Origin of the sequence: Antarcticibacterium sp. 1MA-6-2 (assembly GCF_021535135.1) — a bacterium.
Lineage (GTDB): Bacteria > Bacteroidota > Bacteroidia > Flavobacteriales > Flavobacteriaceae > Gillisia.
The window spans coordinates 1,833,939-1,851,199 of the sequence record NZ_CP091036.1 but is presented as its reverse complement, the minus strand read 5'-3'; the positions used below and the strand labels follow the sequence as shown (position 1 = coordinate 1,851,199).

The following is a 17,261-nucleotide window of genomic DNA, read 5'->3' as shown; positions in this document are numbered from 1 at the left end:
CGCACATCATAATCTTTTGTATGAGGAGCAAGATTTGAAAAAAAATTTAAAATAGCTGGTTTCTCTTTGTTTATATTAAATATATTTACTTTTTAATTTCAAAGTCCTTCTAATTTTTATTTTAATTTTTCGAATCGTAAAATTTAGTATGAAAAAAATTATACTTTTATTTCCCCTCCATTTTTTCAAATTTCTTTTTCTTCTACTCACTTGCTCCGGAATTGCTCAACAGCGGGAACCTCATCCAGTTTTTGAAAATCCTAAAATGCAGGAAGAAAATCGCCTGCCTATGAGGGCCTCTTATTTTCCTTATGAAAGTGCGGAACTGGCCAGGAAGAATAAAAAAGGTAATTCTAATCGCTTTTTCGACCTTAACGGTACCTGGAAATTTTTTTGGACAAATCATTATAACAAGCTACCTCAATCTTTCGAAGCCGTAAATTTTGATGATTCGGGCTGGGACGATTTTGAGGTTCCTGCTAACTGGGAATTCAATGGTTACGGAGTACCTATATATGTGAACCATCCATTTGAATTTGTTTTAGATACGCCAAATCCTCCTTTTATAGAGCATCCGGATCAACCCACGGGAATTTACAGGCGTAGCTTTATGTTGCCCGAAAATTGGGGAGATAAGCAGGTGTTTCTTCATTTGGGTGCTGTAAAATCTGCCTTTAAACTTTATTTGAATGGAAAATATATAGGTTTGGGTGAAGATAGTAAACTGGAATCAGAATTTGAACTCACTAATTTTCTTGTAGAGGGCGAAAACTTGCTGGTGCTTGAAGTAAGACGCTGGAGCGACGGAAGCTACTTGGAAGCCCAGGATTTTTGGCGAATTAGTGGAATTCAGCGAAATGTTTATTTATATGCAAGGCCTAAAGTGCATTTTTACGACCTCTTCGTGAAAAGTCCTCTTAAAAATAACTTCAGAGATGGAGCGCTTTCTTTTGAAATAGACTTGTGGAACAGGACCATGGAGGATCAGGGGGAGAATGAGGTGCGTGTAACACTAAGGGATGCCGCAGGTACATTGTTATATACAGAAAATAAGAAAACCACAGGTCTAAAGAGGAAAAACGGAAAAACAGTCTTGAAATTTTCAGAAGATCTTCCAAATGTAAAAGCCTGGTCGGCAGAAACACCTTATCTATACGATTTAGCGATCAGCCTTCTTTCTCCTTCCGGGGAAGTACTGGAAAGCATCAATCAAAAAGTGGGTTTTAGAACTTACGAGGTGGTGGGAAACCAATTTTTGGTAAATGGAAAACCAGTTTTGTTTAAAGGTGTTAACAGGCATGAATCTCATCCCGAAACTCATCACGTAGTAACCGAGGAGCAAATGCTTACCGATATCAGGATAATGCAGGAACTAAATATTAATGCGGTGCGCCTTTCCCATTATCCCAATGATCCCCGCTGGTATGAGCTCTGCGACGAATATGGGTTTTATGTTATCGATGAAGCTAATATAGAATCCCACGGGCTCTATTATGACCCGGAGAAAACCTTGGGAAATGATCCGGAATGGGAGTATGCTCATATGTTACGAATAAGCAGAATGGTTGAAAGAGATAAAAATCATCCTTCGGTGGTGGCGTGGAGTATGGGAAATGAAGTTGTAACGGGTGGAATTTTTATAAAGCTTATGAATGGCTTAAAGGATTCGATCCCTCAAGGCCTGTCCAGTATGAGCGGTCTACTACAGAATGGAATACTGATATAATTGTGCCACAGTATCCGCATCCGCAGTATATGGAGCGCTGGGCTCAAAGTAATCCCGACAGACCATACATTATGAGTGAGTATGCCCACGCAATGGGTAACAGCCTGGGAAATTTTAAGGAATACTGGGAGGTCATTGAAAAATATCCCTCGCTTCAGGGAGGTTATATCTGGGACTGGGTAGACCAGGGGATCTATAAGGAAGTAGACGGAAAAAAAATCTTATCATACGGTGGTGACTGGGGTCCGGAAGGTACGCCCAGTGATAATAATTTTCTTATTAATGGAGTTATAATGGCAGACAGGACCTGGAATCCTCACGCTTTTGAGGTAAGGAAGGTGCACCAGGAAATTGGTTTTAAACTCGATCAGGATGAAGAAAAGTTACAGCTTTTTAATAAATATTTTTTCAGAGATCTTTCAAATTTCGAATACAAAATAGAATTGTTGAAGAATGGGGAAATTGCAGCTGCAGGTTCAGTGGGGGGAATGAATCTACCTCCCCGAAATTCGTCTCAAATTTCCCTTCCTTTCAAAATTCCTACCGATTCTACTGCCGAATATCGAATTCATGTCCAGGCACTACTTATTGAAGCTGAAGGGTTAATGCTTAGCAGGAACATTGCTGGCTGAAGAAGAATTTGCCTTAACTCCGCCTCTTCAGGAGAATATCATTTTGGGACTAAGCAGAATATAAGATTTTAGAGAACGATAATCTTCTTGACATTAGCCAGCGCAACTTTTCCATAAAGTTTGACAAGAACACGGGCAGGTTCTATGATTACACCTACAAACGAAATGTTCTTATAGAGCAGGGTCCGGAGCTATCTTTGTTCCGCCCACTAACTGACAATGACTTTGGAGCTGCACTTAATCGTAAAGTTGATTATTTAAAAGATCCCGGGATGCAGCTAAAAAACTTTAGTCATTACAAAACCACATCTGGGGGGTATGAGATTGTTTCAGAATATAAGCTTCTGGATGGAGACGCCAGTTTTGTGCAAACTATAACAATCCATGATAATGGTGTACTTCAGGTGAAAAATAATTTTGAAGTTGTGGAGGCGAATCATTCTATGATACTGAAGTTTGGGAATAGCCTTACCCTTCCTAAAAGTTTAAATACTTTTAGGTGGTATGGGAGAGGTCCCTGGGAGAATTATGATGACAGGAAGGCAAGTGCAATGGTTGGAATTTATGAAGGTAGCGTGAAAGAGCAATATCATCCATACGTCCGGCCACAGGAATCTGGAAATAAAACCGATGTACGGTGGGCCCAGATTTCGAATGGCAAAAGTGTTGGATTTAGAATTAATTACGTAGATGACCTTTTAAATGTTAGTGTTTTACCATACAGCCAGGAGCAGTTATATCCCGCTTCAGAGAAAGGGCAGGAGCATTCCCGTCTACTGGAGGAGGATAAAGTTAACCATCTTAATGTAGATCTCAAACAAATGGGAGTGGCAGGTATTAATAGCTGGGGTAGTTTGCCTTTAGAGGAATACCTAGGTTGCCCTTTAAAAATTACTCCTATACCTACTTTATTTCTCCGATAAAAAAGTAAAAATGAGATTACAAAAGATGCTTTATAAGTTAATTCTCATAGTATTATTGCAGGATCAATAGGCTGTGCAGGCAAAAAATCACCCACTCCTGAAAGACAACCCAATATTGTTTTTATAATGGCTGATGATCTTGGAATTGGCGATATAGGAGTATATGGACAGGAGATCATTAAAACTCCCGTAATAGACCAATTGGCAAGTGAGGGAATGAAATTTGATAATTTCTATGCCGGAAGTACGGTTTGTGCACCTTCCCGTGCTGCTCTGTTAACAGGACAACATACCGGGACCACGGAAGTTCGTGGGAACGGGGAATTTCCTCTTTCTGCAAATAAAAAAATCCTCCCCGAAATTTTAAAGGAAATAGGATATACTAATGCTATGTTTGGGAAATGGGGATTAGGGTTAAAAGGAACCACAGGCTCTCCTGAAACTCGTGGCTGGGACCAATTTATGGGACACCTGCATCACGTAGACGCTCATTTTCAAAAACCCGATTCGCTGGATGTAATTAGAAATGGAAAGCTTGTAAAGGAAAATATCGAAAAAGGCTCTTTTGCCAATGATCTTTTTACAGAAGCTGCAGTAAATTTCATTAGAGAGCAGCCAGTTGATCAGCCTTTCTTTCTTTATCTGTCTTTTACCGTACCTCACGCTGAACTTTTGGTGCCACCTCGTTATCTCAAAAAGCATCTTAATTCTAAGGGTGAAAGCATATACAAACCTGAAAGAGCTCATCCTGAAGGTATGCATTATGGTTCCCAGCAGCATCCAAAAGCAGCTTATGCTGCACTTGTGGAAAGTGTTGATGATTATGTGAGCTGGGTTTTGGATGTTCTTGAAGAAAAAGGACTGGAGGAAAATACCATAGTAATTTTCACCAGTGATAATGGAACTCACGTAGAGGGAGGAAGACGGCTGGAAGATGTAGAATTTTTTAAAAGCAGTGGTAAATATAAAGGCATTAAAAGAGATCTCTATACTAGTGGTATCAAAGAACCTTTTATAATAAAATGGCCCTCGAAAATAGCTTCCGGGACTGTTTCGTATCATCAGGCGGCATTTTGGGATATTTACCCCACCTTGGCGGAAATAACAAAAACTTCTTATACGGAAGAAAATATCGATGGACTCTCTTTTCTTCCCACGCTGTTGAAAAAGGGAACACAACCGGAACATAAATATTTGTATTGGGAGTTTCACGAATCTGGAGGAAAACAAGCAGTTCTTCAGGGAAACTGGAAGGCGGTTCGGTTAGGAGTAAATGAAAACAGGAATGCACCAATTGAACTATACAACCTTAGCGAAGATCCTAAAGAAAGCAATAATTTGGCTGAAAAATATCCTGAAAAAGCAGCAGAAATGACACTCCTTCTGGATAAGGTTCGGGTACCAAATGCTAACTTTAATTTTTGAGTTAGATAAAGCTGCCATAACATATAGAAATCTCTTAGCTCTATTGATTTGTTATGTTCCATATTTCCCGCAAAAATGGATTTTAGCCAGGACTGAAAGTTGTATGAATTGAAACAGGAGGCAAAAGCCTTACAATTCGTTGTCCAAATATCTGCATCTTTTTAATTAATGATTTTCCTGACTACCATAGCTACACAATTCTGCAAAAAAATAGCTCTAAATTAGATATTAGCCTTCTGAAATTGCAAGCGCACCACCATAAGAAAGTGAATGTTTTTATATTGGGGTCTAGAGATATTTCCCTGTGGTTCATAAAACCCAATACCTTCCATCATTGCGTTAAAAATGTGTTTTCAGCAAAACAAATAGGGTCAAAGTTTTTCATAACTGTTAAGTGTTATTTCTGATTATCACCTCCATACTACTTGCATTTAGTCCGTTAAAATTGAATCATCCTAATAATTTCTGATGTAATTCAATTTCTCCGGACTATTTATTTATAGCACAAAAAAATTTTCCTTTTCTATAGTTGATTTTCTAATTTTTTTCTTTTTCTTTGAATATGTAATACATAATACAAAATTGATGAATAATTTATTTGCAGCCACCTACGCTCCTATGAAAGCAGATGGAGAATTAGATTTGGGAATAATAGGAGTTTATTCCAATTTTCTTAAACAGAATGAAGTACACGGCGTATTTATAAATGGGTCAACCGGGGATTTTGTTTCCTTAAGTACAGAAGAACGAAACCAACTATTGGAACAGTGGTCAAAGGAAAAATCTAACGATCTGTACCTTATTAATCACGTTGGTCACAATAATTTAAGGGAAGCAACGGCTATGGCCCGTTATTCCATAGACAAAGCCGATGCTATAGCTGCTATAGCTCCTTTTTATTTTGTTCCTGGAAGGATGGATCAACTGGTAGATTATTGTGCTGCTATTGCAGAGAATGCAGGAGGTCTCCCTTTTTTTATTACCATCTGCTAAGCTCTTACAGGGGCTCAATTTTCAATGTTGGAATTTTCGGCAAAAGCAAAGGAAAGAATAGACAATTTTGCTGGTATAAAATTTACAGAGAATAATGTAGTAGAGTTTCAAAAAGTAAATGCAGACGCTAAGGATCTAAATGTCTTCTTTGGTGTAGATGAGGCTTTTCTTTCAAGCTTGTCTTTAGGTGCCAAAGGCTGGGTGGGAAGTACCTATAATCATCTTGCTCCACTATATCTTGCTATAAAGAAAGCTTTTGAAGCTAATGATATTGAAGAAGCCAACAGGCTCCAGGGATTGGGAATCCAGTTTGTGGAAACTCTTGCCTCGTTTGGTGGTTTTAACGGTGCTGGAAAAAGTTATATGAAGATCCTTGGAGTGGACTGTGGACCATCCCGTTACCCACACGTAAGTCTTACAATTGAACAATTGAAACAAATTGAAGAAAGATTTAATTCCATAGGTCTTACCCCATATTTATCAAAAATATAAGCCAGAAAAGAATAAAAAAATTTTAATCAATAATTATGTCATACATAATACAAAGAGGAAGTTGCATACCTAATTTACCATTAATTCAATTATTATTTTTATGAAGCAAATTATCAAACAATTAAAACTGGCTGATCGAAATTCAGCAGTTTCGGGGAGTGGCTTTTGCTGCTTAAACAAAAAAAGTTTGAAAAGCTATTTCACATTCCTTTTCTTACTTTTTGGGGCTACCTCTTATGCTCAGGAAATGGAAGTGTCGGGCGTGGTAACAGGTGAAGATGGGATTGCATTGCCGGGAGTAAACGTAATTTTACAGGGAACAACCCAGGGAGTGCAAACAGATTTTGATGGTGCCTACACTATATCTGCAAGTGAGGGGGATATACTTGTATTCAGCTTTATTGGTTTTCAAACTAAATCGATTGCGGTTGGAGAAGATCCTGAGATCAACGTAATATTACAGGAGGATATTTCTACTCTTAATGAGGTTGTGGTTACTGGATATACTACGCAGTTGCGTAGCAATATGGCAACATCAGTATCAAAATTAGATACCAAAGTTCTTGAAAGTGCGCCAAGATCCAATCCAGCTACGGCTTTACAGGGAACTATAGCGGGATTAAAAGTATCTCAAAATACGGGTCAGCCGGGAAGCACACCTTCTATTACTCTTCGGGGAGGAACAAATTTTGGCGGTGGAGGAAGTCCGCTGGTTCTTATTGATGGAGTGCCGGGATCATTTTATGCTCTGAATTCAGATGATATAGAATCCATGGAGGTATTAAAAGATGCAGCCTCTACAGCTATTTATGGTGCCAGGGCAGCAAATGGAGTGATTTTAATTACTACCAAGAGTGGACAGGCAGGTAAAACCAATATAAATTATCGGCACCGTTACACTGTGAACGAAAGAAGGGAAACCAAAAATTATCTGGGAGCTGAAGATTTTATCCGTTACAACAGGTTAGGGATACAAAACACACAAAGGGTATTGGGAGCAGGTGCCTTTAATAATTTCCTAACAGGACCTCAGGCAATGGGTACTGGTAATAATACAACCACTTCTCCTTTTACAACCATGGTGTTGACAGATGATAACAGATATTTGCTCGATAGTGAGGGTTGGCAAACAATGATTGATCCTCTCGATCCTGCTACCACTTTAATTTTTCAGGAGAACGAAATGAGTGACCTGTTCTTTCAGGATAGCTTTTCCAAGGATCATAGTTTATCATTTGATGGTGGTAACGAAGACGGCACTTTTTATTTAGGACTTGGATATCTTGATGACCAGGGGCTGGTTTTAGGTTCTGGTTTTGAAAGATATTCCGGTACGTTCAACGCCTCCTATAATATTACCGATAATTTTAAAGTTTCTTCAAACATAATCTATGCGCACTCCAGTATTTCAGGAACTTATTTAGACAATGATTATTTCGTGTTCCAACGTGCGGCAGGACAGCCTCCCACATCAAGAATTTATAATAATAATCCTGACGGAAGTCTTTCGGATATTCCAAACCCAGGGACAAATCTATCATTTGGTAATCCTCTTTATTACAAGGATAAACTAGTAAGAGAAAATTTGGAGCAAAGACTTACCTCTTCTGTCCAGTTCGACTGGCAGTTTGCAAAAAACTTTAATTTTATGTTGAGGGGTTCTCACTTCACCGTTAATAACTCCAACGAAAATTTTAATAGAGCTTATATAGATGGAGGGAATCTCAATACTTCCAGAGCAGCCTCTGTTAGTCACGCGCGCACCCTTAGAAATCAGCTAACTTCAATCGTTAGCTATAATAATACCTTTGCTGAAAAGCACAATTTGAGCGCTCTTTTAGGAGGTGAGTATTTTAAGGAAGATTTTTTTAATTCATCTGCAGGTACGCGTCTTTCCCCAACAGATTTAATTCCTACGTTAAACGCTGGTGCCGAGGCTAACGGTGTACCTTATTCTTTTAATGACTTTTACACTATAGCTTCGGTTTTTGGACAGGTGAATTATGATTATGACAACAGATATTTAATTGGACTGACTTTTAGAAGAGATGGAACTTCCAGGCTGGGAAACAATAAATATGATTTTTTCCCCGGAATTTCCTTTGGATGGAATATCCATAACGAGAGCTTTTATGAAACATCCGGCATTTCTGACTACATAAGTCGTTTAAAACCTAGAATAAGTTATGGAGTTAATGGAAACATTGACGTCTTAAGTAATTTTGGAGTTTTTGGAGTTTATGGTGAAACTGGAGTATACGATACTAAAACCGGGTATGCTAATACAGGATTGCCTACCCTGGATCTTAAATGGGAACGCGCAACTACTTCTAATTTTGGGCTGGACATAGGACTATTTAAAAATAGAGTTAACATTTTGGCCGATTATTATGTGCGGGATGTAGAGGACAAATTATCAAATTTAACTTTACCTCTATGGACAGGATTTGGATCTATTCTTATTAATAATGGAGTTCTAAGAAACAAAGGTTTTGAACTGGAACTCGATGCAAGGATTATAAGCACGGAGAACTGGAACTGGAGTGTGGGAGGTACTTATTTTACTCAAAGGAACTATGCTCATTCCCTTCCTGATAATGGTGTTGAGAATAATAGACAGGGGGGACTTGAAATTTATGATCCTCAAACCGGAGAAACTCAGTATGTGGGAGGGCTTCAGGAAGGACAAAGAGTGGGAACAGATATCGTAGTGGCCTATGTCCAGGAAGGAGTTTATCAAACTGAGGCAGACCTCCAGGAATATCAGGGGAGAACAGTGGCTTTTGCAACTAACCCAAACCTGCAGCAGCTAGGGGATTCCAGATGGAAAGACCGAAATGGCGACAATATAATTGACTATCGCGATAGAGAAGTTCTTGGAAGGATTACTCCTGATTTCTTTGGAGGATTTACATCAGATCTAACCTGGCGTAATTTCAACCTGTTCGTCAAAACTGACTTTGCAATGGGACACCTTATCCTGAACAACACCCGGGTTAGAGGAATGAGCCAGGTGCAGGGGAATCAAAACTGGACCACGGAACTTCTTGAAACCTGGACGCCGGAAAATTCCAATAGCAATGTTCCAAGGTTTGACTTTACCGATCCACAAAGGAATCATCTTAGCCATCCTTACGGGGGGCAATACAATAGTAGTTCCCGGTACTGGGAAAAAGGCGATTACCTCGCATTAAGGGAAGTGACATTAAGTTATAACCTTACAGGTGAAACTCTGGGAGAATATTTCCAAAATATCAGGGTCTATGCCACTGGTGGAAATTTGGCCTATTTCAATGATTATACCAGTAATTCGCCCGAAAATGGAGGGATTGATGATGGAAGATATCCGCTTCCAAGGACCTTAACCCTTGGCGTAAACTTTACCTTTTAAAACTGAAAAATTTTATGATTATGAAAAAATATAAATTTATTTTCTTGCTGTTGATAGTTGCATTTACAGGTTCCTGTGATAACGAACTGGATCTTAAGCCTGAGAGTATTCTTACCTATAATGGTTTTTGGGATACAGAAGAAGCTGCAAGAGCAGCCCACGTGGGCTTGTATGCCAGCTTCAGGGGATATCACTTTACCCTGTGGGGCCTTGGAGAAGTAAGATCTGACATATGGGGAGGTCCTACTGTGGAATCTCCATCCAGTCTGGACTTAATTAATCAAAATATCAGTTCCACTAATGTGCCTTATGCAAACTGGGCAAATTTTTATGTCCTAATCCATAGAATTAACGATTTTCTTTACAATATTGAAAACGTAGGATTTATTGAGGAAACAGAAAAGCAGCATATGATTGGCCAGGTATATGGAATGCGGGCCTACGTGTATTATACCATGTTAAAAACATGGGGAGGCGTTCCAATTACCACCGAGCCTTTGCTCAATGTAAATCCAGGTGAATTAGCCAGGAAAAGAGCTTCTAAAGAAGAGGTCATGTCCCTGATCAAATCTGATATTGAGAATTCTCTTACTGCGTTTGGTGAAAACAACAGTTTCTGGAACGGAAAGAAAACCTATTGGTCTAAAGCTGCGACCCTTACTTTAAAAGGGGATACTTATATTTGGTCTGGAAATCTTTTGGGCGGTGGTACTACCGATTTCACAGAGGCTAAAATTGCGCTTCAGGAAGTGCAGGATATGGGCTTTAGTCTTGTAGAGGATTATGATGCGCTTTGGGGTGAGGAAAATGAAAACAATCAGGAGTTTATCTTCAAATTTGATTATACCCAGGATCAGGCTGGGAACTTTTATAGTGGACAGTTCACGGGCAGGTCTACCGAGATAAATGCCCTGTATGATAAAGACGGCAACTCAATGGCAGATTTTATAACAAACGGTGGGAATCGTTATGGCCCTACTTCTGAAATTTTAAATGAATTAGAAGACCCTCTTGATGATCGGGGTAATGCCACATTTATTACCTTATTTGACGCCGATGGCAATTATGTAACCTCTGTTTTGAACAAGTTCCTGGGAAGTACCGAGGCTTGGTAGCCGCCTTAGCAACAATGACGTCCCAATTTACAGGTATGCAGATGTAGTATTACTTCTGGCTGAGGCCAAAAATCATTTGGGCGAAGATCCTTCAGAAGAAATAAATCTAATCCGCCAAAGAGCCTATGGAGAGGATTATGACCCGGCACAACATGCTTATGCTTCAGGTTCACAAACTGAAAATATGAATGCTATTCTTGAGGAAAGGCTAAAGGAATTTATAGGAGAAGGAAAGCGTTGGTGGGATCTTCGACGTGCAGGGGATGATTTTGTTTTTCAGGAAATTGAAAATCTGGACCAATCCACAAGTTATAAACTTGAACTCCCTATTACGCTGGATATGATAGCAAATAATCTATTATTAGAACAAACTGAAGGTTACGAATAACACATTTTGTTTTTCTGTAATTAGCTGAAGGATCACAGGAATGTGGTCCTTTTAGCTAAGTTTCTAGATTATTTTTGCTGAAAAAATGGCTTCTGAAAATTTCTCACTGCTGATTTTTATGAGCTTCAGAAACCTGAATATTTTATCAACGGGTTTGGATGATAACTGATAACTTTATACGGAAGAAGAAAATTTAGTTTTACCTATAAAACCTGTTTTACAAAAATCCTGACACGCAATTTTTCACCTTACCGCATTGCGGAAGTTTAACCTAAAACAAATTTCTGAACAGGAAAATGAAAATTAACACCCTAAACCTTTTAAAAATATATAAAATGAAGAATTATTTTTTATTAATTACGTTCAGTGCTCTTTTTATAAGTTGCAATGAAAAGAAGAGTGAAAAACCTGAAATTGCCCAGGAGAGAAATGAAAAGAATAATAAAGATCTTGTTTTTAAGGATTTATTCAACGCGCAACAAAATGACGAAATTGCCTGTTACAGGATCCCGTCCCTAATAACTGCTCCAAATGGAGATCTTATAGCAGCTATTGATGAACGGGTGCCTTCTTGTGCAGATTTAAGGGGTAGTAGAGATATTAATATTGTACAACGTAGAAGTACAGATGGAGGAAAAACCTGGAGCGATATTGAAACAGTTGTAGATTTTCCCTTAGGCGAGTCAGCTTCAGATCCTTCGATGATAGTAGATGAAGAAACTAAAGAAATATTTTTATTCTACAATTTTATGAATCTCGACAGTGAAAAAGATGTGTATTACCTCCAGTTTGTCAAGAGTGCTGATAATGGTAAAACCTGGACCGAGCTTATGGATATTACACAGCAAATCTCTAAACCAGAGTGGCACAAAGATTTTAAATTTATTACATCTGGTCGGGGAATTCAAACAAGTACCAGCAGGCTTCTACACACTTTGGTAAATCTTGATAGTGGTCTTCATTTGTTTGGTAGTGATGATCACGGTAAAACCTGGTTTTTCATTGATACTCCAATAAAGCCTGCAGATGAGTCTAAGGTGATTGAGTTAAGTGATGGCAGGTATATGATAAACTCACGCGTAAATACTGGGGAAGGGCATCGTTATGTTCATATTTCTGAAGATGAAGGAAAAACCTGGGAAACCAATCCGGCTTCTGAATTAACCGATCCTGGAAATAATGCAAGCATAATTAGATATACAGCCAAAGAAGATGGCTATGAAAAAGACCTTAGTTGTTGTTTTCGAATTCCAATAGTGCCGATGCAAGAAAGAACCTGACAGTGCGTATAAGTTACGATGAAGGTAAAACCTGGAGTGAGGGAAAGACAATTTATCCGGGAGGAGCAGCTTATTCAGATCTTACAATTTTAGCCAATGGAGAGATAGGCGTTTTTTTTGAAGCCGATGATTACTCCAGAAATTTATTCACCAGTTTTTCTCTTGAATGGCTAACCGATGGGCAGGATGAATTAAAGCAACAGGATCGAAAGGAATAACTGTTTTGGAGAAAATTAAATAGAGAAAATTCTCTGCCGCTGTTAAAAATTCTATATTAAACGAGGAGGATGAAAACTTAGAAGGTTTTCAAAGCTGGTTCAAAATACGAAACACACTTGCCAGCTAAAAATTAGAATCTCTGGTTTGAATGCAAAATATTGGAAAGGGGTCGAATTTTCGATCCCTTTTCTTGTTACACTTCTAGATAGAGAATCAATGGAAAGTTTAATTGAATAAGAAGGTGAATGAATCGAATTTAATAATGGCAATAAGCTGAGAAATATTAAATTCGTAGACATTATTAAATTTCATACAACTTTTTCATCTATAATTACATTAAATATGATTAGAATACAATATGTCCTGCTGTTAGTTATGGGTTTAACCTTTATTTCCTGCGGGTCGCAAGTTACAAACCAGGATGAATCAAATTGGCAAAGGCTTTTCAACGGAAAAGATCTGGAGGATTGGGTAGTAAAAATTCATCACCACGAAGTAGGTGATAATTATGCTGATACCTTTAGAGTCCAAGACGGAATAATCCAGGTCAATTATGATGGATATGATAATTTTAATGAGCGGTACGGACATTTATTTTACAAACAACCCTTTTCCTCTTTTCATTTAAAATTTGAATACAGGTTTACAGATCAATGGATGAAAGATGCTCCCGGATATACATACAGGAACAGTGGTGTAATGTTTCATTCCCAGGACCCTAACACTATTTTAAAAGAGCAGGACTGGCCAATTTCGGTGGAATATCAAATGTTGGCAGATGCCGACGGAAATGCGAGGCCTACGGGTAATATGTGCTCCCCGGGGACAGATGTGGTGTATGAGGGAAAAATAGATCCCCGGCACTGTATAAATTCTTCTTCTCAAACCTATTTGTGGAACGAATGGGTGAGTGCAGAAATAATTGTAAAAGATTCCCTGGTGATCCACAAGGTGAATGGAACAACCGTGTTGCAATATACCAGTCCCCAAATAGGAGGAGGAGTAGTCAATAGACATGATCCAAAACTTAAAGTTGACGGAAAAGTTTTAAACCAGGGATATATTGGTCTTCAGGCAGAAGGCCAGGGAGTGGAATTCCGGGAGATAATGATAAAACAACTCGATTAATAATTTTTTTGTATTCGAAAGGGAGCTAAAAAGGTTTTTTAGCCCTTATCATAAAAGTAAAGATCAATAGGTCAATTTTACTATGTTTACAGTAGCTGTAAAATGAGCGACCACAGAAAAGTGGTAAGTAATGAAACAGGTATTCCAATACTTAATATGATGTTTGCTAATTTAGGGTTCAGGTTGTATTCGGTTGCAATTATTGTCCCCGTCACCATAGGAGCCATGGCAGCTTCAAAAATACTTATCCTGGCGACCAGACTACTTAATCCCAGAGCGATACAAATAAGGAAGATAAGGAGCGGGGCCAGCAATAGTTTATAGGATAAAGCTACACTTAAAAGTTTAGCATCTGCTTTAAGTGATTGCAGCCGGAATTGCATTCCTACTGAAAATAGTGCAAGAGGAACGAGTGTAAGAGCAAAATTCTCAAGTAGGGGCTCTATGGGATCCAGAGAAATAAAGAGTGGGAGGATGAAAGCAAGACAAAAAGCAATAAAAGGAGGAAAGGTAAAAACTTTTTTAAGGATTGTTCTAATTTCAAAGCTTCCACCATTAGAAGCTTTGCTGGCAGTGATGATCCCCAGGGTTGCCATTACTATAAAAGTGGCCTGGTCGCATAAAATTGCAATTTGCAGACCCTCCTTGCCATAATATGCTTCGCTTAAAGGGAAACCTAAAAATGAAGTATTACTAAGTCCTGATGAAAGAATGAGGGCTGCCCTGGTACCCGGCCCTATTGAAATAAATTTTCCAAGTATTGTGACGAGTAGGTAGCTTCCCGTCCATACCATTATAGGCATAAGGAGAGGTAGCATAAGAGAAAAATCCCATTCGATGTGTGGAATGTATTTCAAAGCCACTGCTAGTAATGCGATGTTAATTACCCAGGCATTTACTGCTTTATAACTCCCCTCGGGTAAGGCTTTGTACTTTCGGACTAAAAAGCCGGAGAGTAAACAAATACTTATGAGGATTATGTTAAGCATAATTAGCTAAAATAGTTGAGGTTGCTTGAATTGGAGACGGTGACCACGCCTGTTGTTCCTTGTAATATTTTTTCTTCCTGGATGGAATACCTTCACATCAACCAGCTTTTGGAACAAAAAATACTTACCGTCTCTTCTAATGAAAATGAAATTTAAGTTCTTTTGCTGCCGAACTTCATTTTCCTTTTCCAGTGAAATATTTCCTGGTCAATAAAGTTTAGCAGGCTTGTGAGTGCAGGTTAAATTTTACCGGATACTCGTACAAATGAAAATTACTATTTCCCATTTTCTAAAACAGCCACGAAATGAGGCTCCAAATGTTGGCGCATGGCATTTCTGAAGGTTTCAGGAGTACCTACTTTAATATTATCTAATAACATTCTGTGAGTAGTGAATTTTCCCGTAGAATATTTAAAGGACAAATCCTCTGTTTTATTCTTAAGGTAGACATATTCAAAAGCAGGTAACAAGAGGTGCTGGAAACGTTGTAAAGTCTTATTATTAGACATTTGATAAAGCTTTCCGTGAAAAGCTATTTCTCTGTCCAGGCTAAAGGAATGTTTGTCTGCATCACTTCTTTCCTCGGCCTCTACAATCTCCTCCATCTCATCAAGATCTTTTTGAGTTTTGCGTGCAAAAAGAAAATCTGCCATTCCCATCTCGAGAATAAGCCGAAGTTCAAAAAGATTTTTCAGGATATTCATTCCCAATAATGTAGGATCCATGATTCTTTCAAAGCTGTTAATAATATTGGGTTCAGTTAACACCATCCCCCGGTGTTTCTTAGATTCGATTAATCCCAGGGTACGCAGGCGAAGTAATGCTTCCCTCACTACAGTGCGGCTTACCCCAAGGGAATTGGCGAAATCTATTTCTTTTGGAATTGCATCCCCTGGTTGCAGTTTATTGCTTTTAAAATATTCCAGTAAATTGATTTCTACCTTATCGACGAGGGATAGATTTTCTACAGGTTTGATCTTATGCATTCTTTGAATATTTTTCAATTGTTATTGTTCCACTATTTAATCCGTTTCAGGTATGTAAAGAAAGAGCTAAATTATTATATTTGTATTATGTTATACATAAGTATATGAATTCACAACTGTACAAAAATAGTCTTTTAAAAGATATTATTCCCTTTTGGGAAAGACATTCCCTGGATAAGGACCATGGAGGATATTTTACCTGCCTTGATCGTGAAGGAAAAGTTTACGATACAGATAAGTTTATTTGGTTACAGGGGAGGCAGGCGTGGATGTTCTCTTTTCTTTATAATAAGGTGGAACAGAAGCAGTCCTGGCTGGAGATAGCTAAGTCGGGAGTTGATTTTTTGAAGAATAAGGCAATGGACAGTAATGGAAATTTCTATTTTTCTACCACCCGGGAGGGAAGGCCACTTGTTCAGCCATACAATATTTTTTCAGATTGCTTTGCAGCCATGGCATTTGGTCAATACGCAAAGGCATCAGGAGATGGAGAGATCCGGGAGCTGGCCAGGAAAACATATTTTAATATTCTGCAAAAAAGTAATAATCCCAAAGGGAAATATGAAAAATCTACTGGAGAAAGACCATTAAAAAGCTTTTCTCTCCCTATGATTCTTTCTAATCTGGTACTTGAGCTTGAAGAGGTTCTTACTTCAGAAGAAGTTGAGTCTACTATAGATAAAAGCATAGATGAGGTGATGAATGTTTTTCTTCAGCGGGATAAAGCCCTGGTGCTTGAAAATTTAAATCCTGATGGCAGTTTTAATAATAGTTTTGAGGGACGTCTAATAAATCCCGGTCACGGTATTGAGGCTATGTGGTTTATGGTGGACATTGCCACCAGGAGAAACGATAAAAAATTAATAGATGAAGCCACGGGTGTAGTTCTTAGTATCCTCGAGAATAGTTGGGACTGGGAGTTTGGTGGAATATTTTACTTTCTCGACATAAAAGGGAATCCACCTCAACAGCTGGAATGGGACCAGAAGCTCTGGTGGGTACATCTTGAGACACTAGTAGCATTAGCCAAAGCATACCAATATACGGGCAGAAAAGATGTATGGGACTGGTATGAAAAGGTTCACGACTATGCCTGGAAACATTTTGCCGATCCCATAAATGGAGAGTGGTTAGGGTATTTAAATCGAAGGGGAGAGGTTAATCTTAATTTGAAAGGTGGAAAGTGGAAAGGCTGTTTTCATGTTCCCCGGGCTATGTTTCAATGTTGGAAAAGCTTTGAAGCAATAGAAGCTAAGAGGTAATAATTACTTCAGATTAGCTTTTGCAGAAAATGAAATTCTCTTAGTGGGTTTCCAGAACCTTTGTGGCAGAAGTATTTAATGTCCTAAGTGTTATAGGAATAATATTTATTTTGATCTTAGACACCCTTATAGGAGTGAAGAGTTTCGCTTATAACACTTGGCTTTTTTGACAAAAATAGAGAATAAGAAGAATTAAATATTGCTGAAGTTAAAGTCAATTGAAGAAGTAGGACATCGTGAATAGAAGATCTTAAGTTTAAATTGTAATGTATGACTTTGAATTTAAGAAGAAGTAATTCTGAGTAAGATTCC

Annotated in this window: 13 protein-coding genes and 2 pseudogenes; 13 read left to right on the top strand and 2 right to left on the bottom strand. The window is 38.4% G+C overall.

Features of this window, described 5'->3' with window-relative positions; translation table 11 throughout:
* Positions 1–148 precede the first annotated feature (148 nt).
* The 11 genes and pseudogenes from LZ575_RS09345 to LZ575_RS09290 all read left to right on the top strand — a co-directional run.
* Positions 149–2,019: pseudogene (locus tag LZ575_RS09345) on the top strand (glycoside hydrolase family 2 TIM barrel-domain containing protein); the annotation flags it as partial.
* Positions 2,020–2,358, top strand: a complete 339-nt coding sequence (locus LZ575_RS09335) for a DUF4981 domain-containing protein (RefSeq protein WP_235330701.1) — start codon at positions 2,020–2,022, stop codon at positions 2,356–2,358. It begins immediately after the preceding pseudogene.
* 65 nt (positions 2,359–2,423) lie between these two features.
* Positions 2,424–3,281 carry a beta-galactosidase small subunit gene (locus LZ575_RS09330; RefSeq protein WP_311196104.1) on the top strand — a complete coding sequence of 286 codons (858 nt, stop codon included), beginning with the start codon at positions 2,424–2,426 and terminating at the stop codon, positions 3,279–3,281.
* Positions 3,282–3,407: 126 nt separating this feature from the next.
* On the top strand, positions 3,408–4,706 hold the full coding sequence (locus tag LZ575_RS09325; RefSeq protein WP_235330402.1) for an arylsulfatase: 1,299 nt from the start codon (positions 3,408–3,410) through the stop codon (positions 4,704–4,706).
* A gap of 585 nt (positions 4,707–5,291) precedes the next feature.
* Positions 5,292–6,191, top strand: a pseudogene (locus LZ575_RS09320) (dihydrodipicolinate synthase family protein).
* 187 nt (positions 6,192–6,378) lie between these two features.
* Positions 6,379–9,582: a SusC/RagA family TonB-linked outer membrane protein gene (locus tag LZ575_RS09315; protein ID WP_311196044.1), complete on the top strand. Its 3,204-nt coding sequence runs from the start codon at positions 6,379–6,381 to the stop codon at positions 9,580–9,582.
* A 20-nt stretch (positions 9,583–9,602) separates the two neighbouring features.
* Positions 9,603–10,697 (top strand): RagB/SusD family nutrient uptake outer membrane protein, encoded by a 1,095-nt coding sequence (locus LZ575_RS09310; protein WP_235330401.1) that lies wholly within the window; start codon positions 9,603–9,605, stop codon positions 10,695–10,697.
* A gap of 25 nt (positions 10,698–10,722) precedes the next feature.
* Positions 10,723–11,085, top strand: a complete 363-nt coding sequence (locus LZ575_RS09305) for a RagB/SusD family nutrient uptake outer membrane protein (RefSeq protein ID WP_311196103.1) — start codon at positions 10,723–10,725, stop codon at positions 11,083–11,085.
* Positions 11,086–11,420: 335 nt separating this feature from the next.
* A complete protein-coding gene (locus tag LZ575_RS09300; protein WP_235330400.1) occupies positions 11,421–12,365 on the top strand; it encodes an exo-alpha-sialidase in 945 nt (314 codons plus the stop codon).
* 2 nt (positions 12,366–12,367) lie between these two features.
* The gene (locus LZ575_RS09295) at positions 12,368–12,583 is read left to right on the top strand and encodes a sialidase family protein (RefSeq protein ID WP_235330399.1); all 216 of its coding nucleotides are present in this window, start codon (positions 12,368–12,370) and stop codon (positions 12,581–12,583) included.
* A 343-nt stretch (positions 12,584–12,926) separates the two neighbouring features.
* The gene (locus LZ575_RS09290; protein WP_235330398.1) at positions 12,927–13,712 is read left to right on the top strand and encodes a DUF1080 domain-containing protein; all 786 of its coding nucleotides are present in this window, start codon (positions 12,927–12,929) and stop codon (positions 13,710–13,712) included.
* 86 nt (positions 13,713–13,798) lie between these two features.
* On the opposite strand, the gene LZ575_RS09285 is transcribed toward LZ575_RS09290, so the two are convergent.
* On the bottom strand, positions 13,799–14,701 hold the full coding sequence (locus tag LZ575_RS09285) for an AEC family transporter (RefSeq protein ID WP_235330397.1): 903 nt from the start codon (positions 14,699–14,701) through the stop codon (positions 13,799–13,801).
* A gap of 21 nt (positions 14,702–14,722) precedes the next feature.
* Here LZ575_RS09285 and LZ575_RS22465 point away from each other — a divergent pair, with 21 nt between their 5' ends.
* Positions 14,723–14,857: a hypothetical protein gene (locus tag LZ575_RS22465; RefSeq protein ID WP_255702893.1), complete on the top strand. Its 135-nt coding sequence runs from the start codon at positions 14,723–14,725 to the stop codon at positions 14,855–14,857.
* A gap of 119 nt (positions 14,858–14,976) precedes the next feature.
* Here LZ575_RS22465 and LZ575_RS09280 read toward each other — a convergent pair whose 3' ends face one another.
* Positions 14,977–15,687 (bottom strand): FadR/GntR family transcriptional regulator, encoded by a 711-nt coding sequence (locus LZ575_RS09280; RefSeq protein ID WP_235330396.1) that lies wholly within the window; start codon positions 15,685–15,687, stop codon positions 14,977–14,979.
* A gap of 104 nt (positions 15,688–15,791) precedes the next feature.
* Between LZ575_RS09280 and LZ575_RS09275 the strand changes: the two genes are divergently transcribed.
* The gene (locus LZ575_RS09275) at positions 15,792–16,949 is read left to right on the top strand and encodes an AGE family epimerase/isomerase (RefSeq protein WP_235330395.1); all 1,158 of its coding nucleotides are present in this window, start codon (positions 15,792–15,794) and stop codon (positions 16,947–16,949) included.
* Positions 16,950–17,261: the final 312 nt, after the last annotated feature.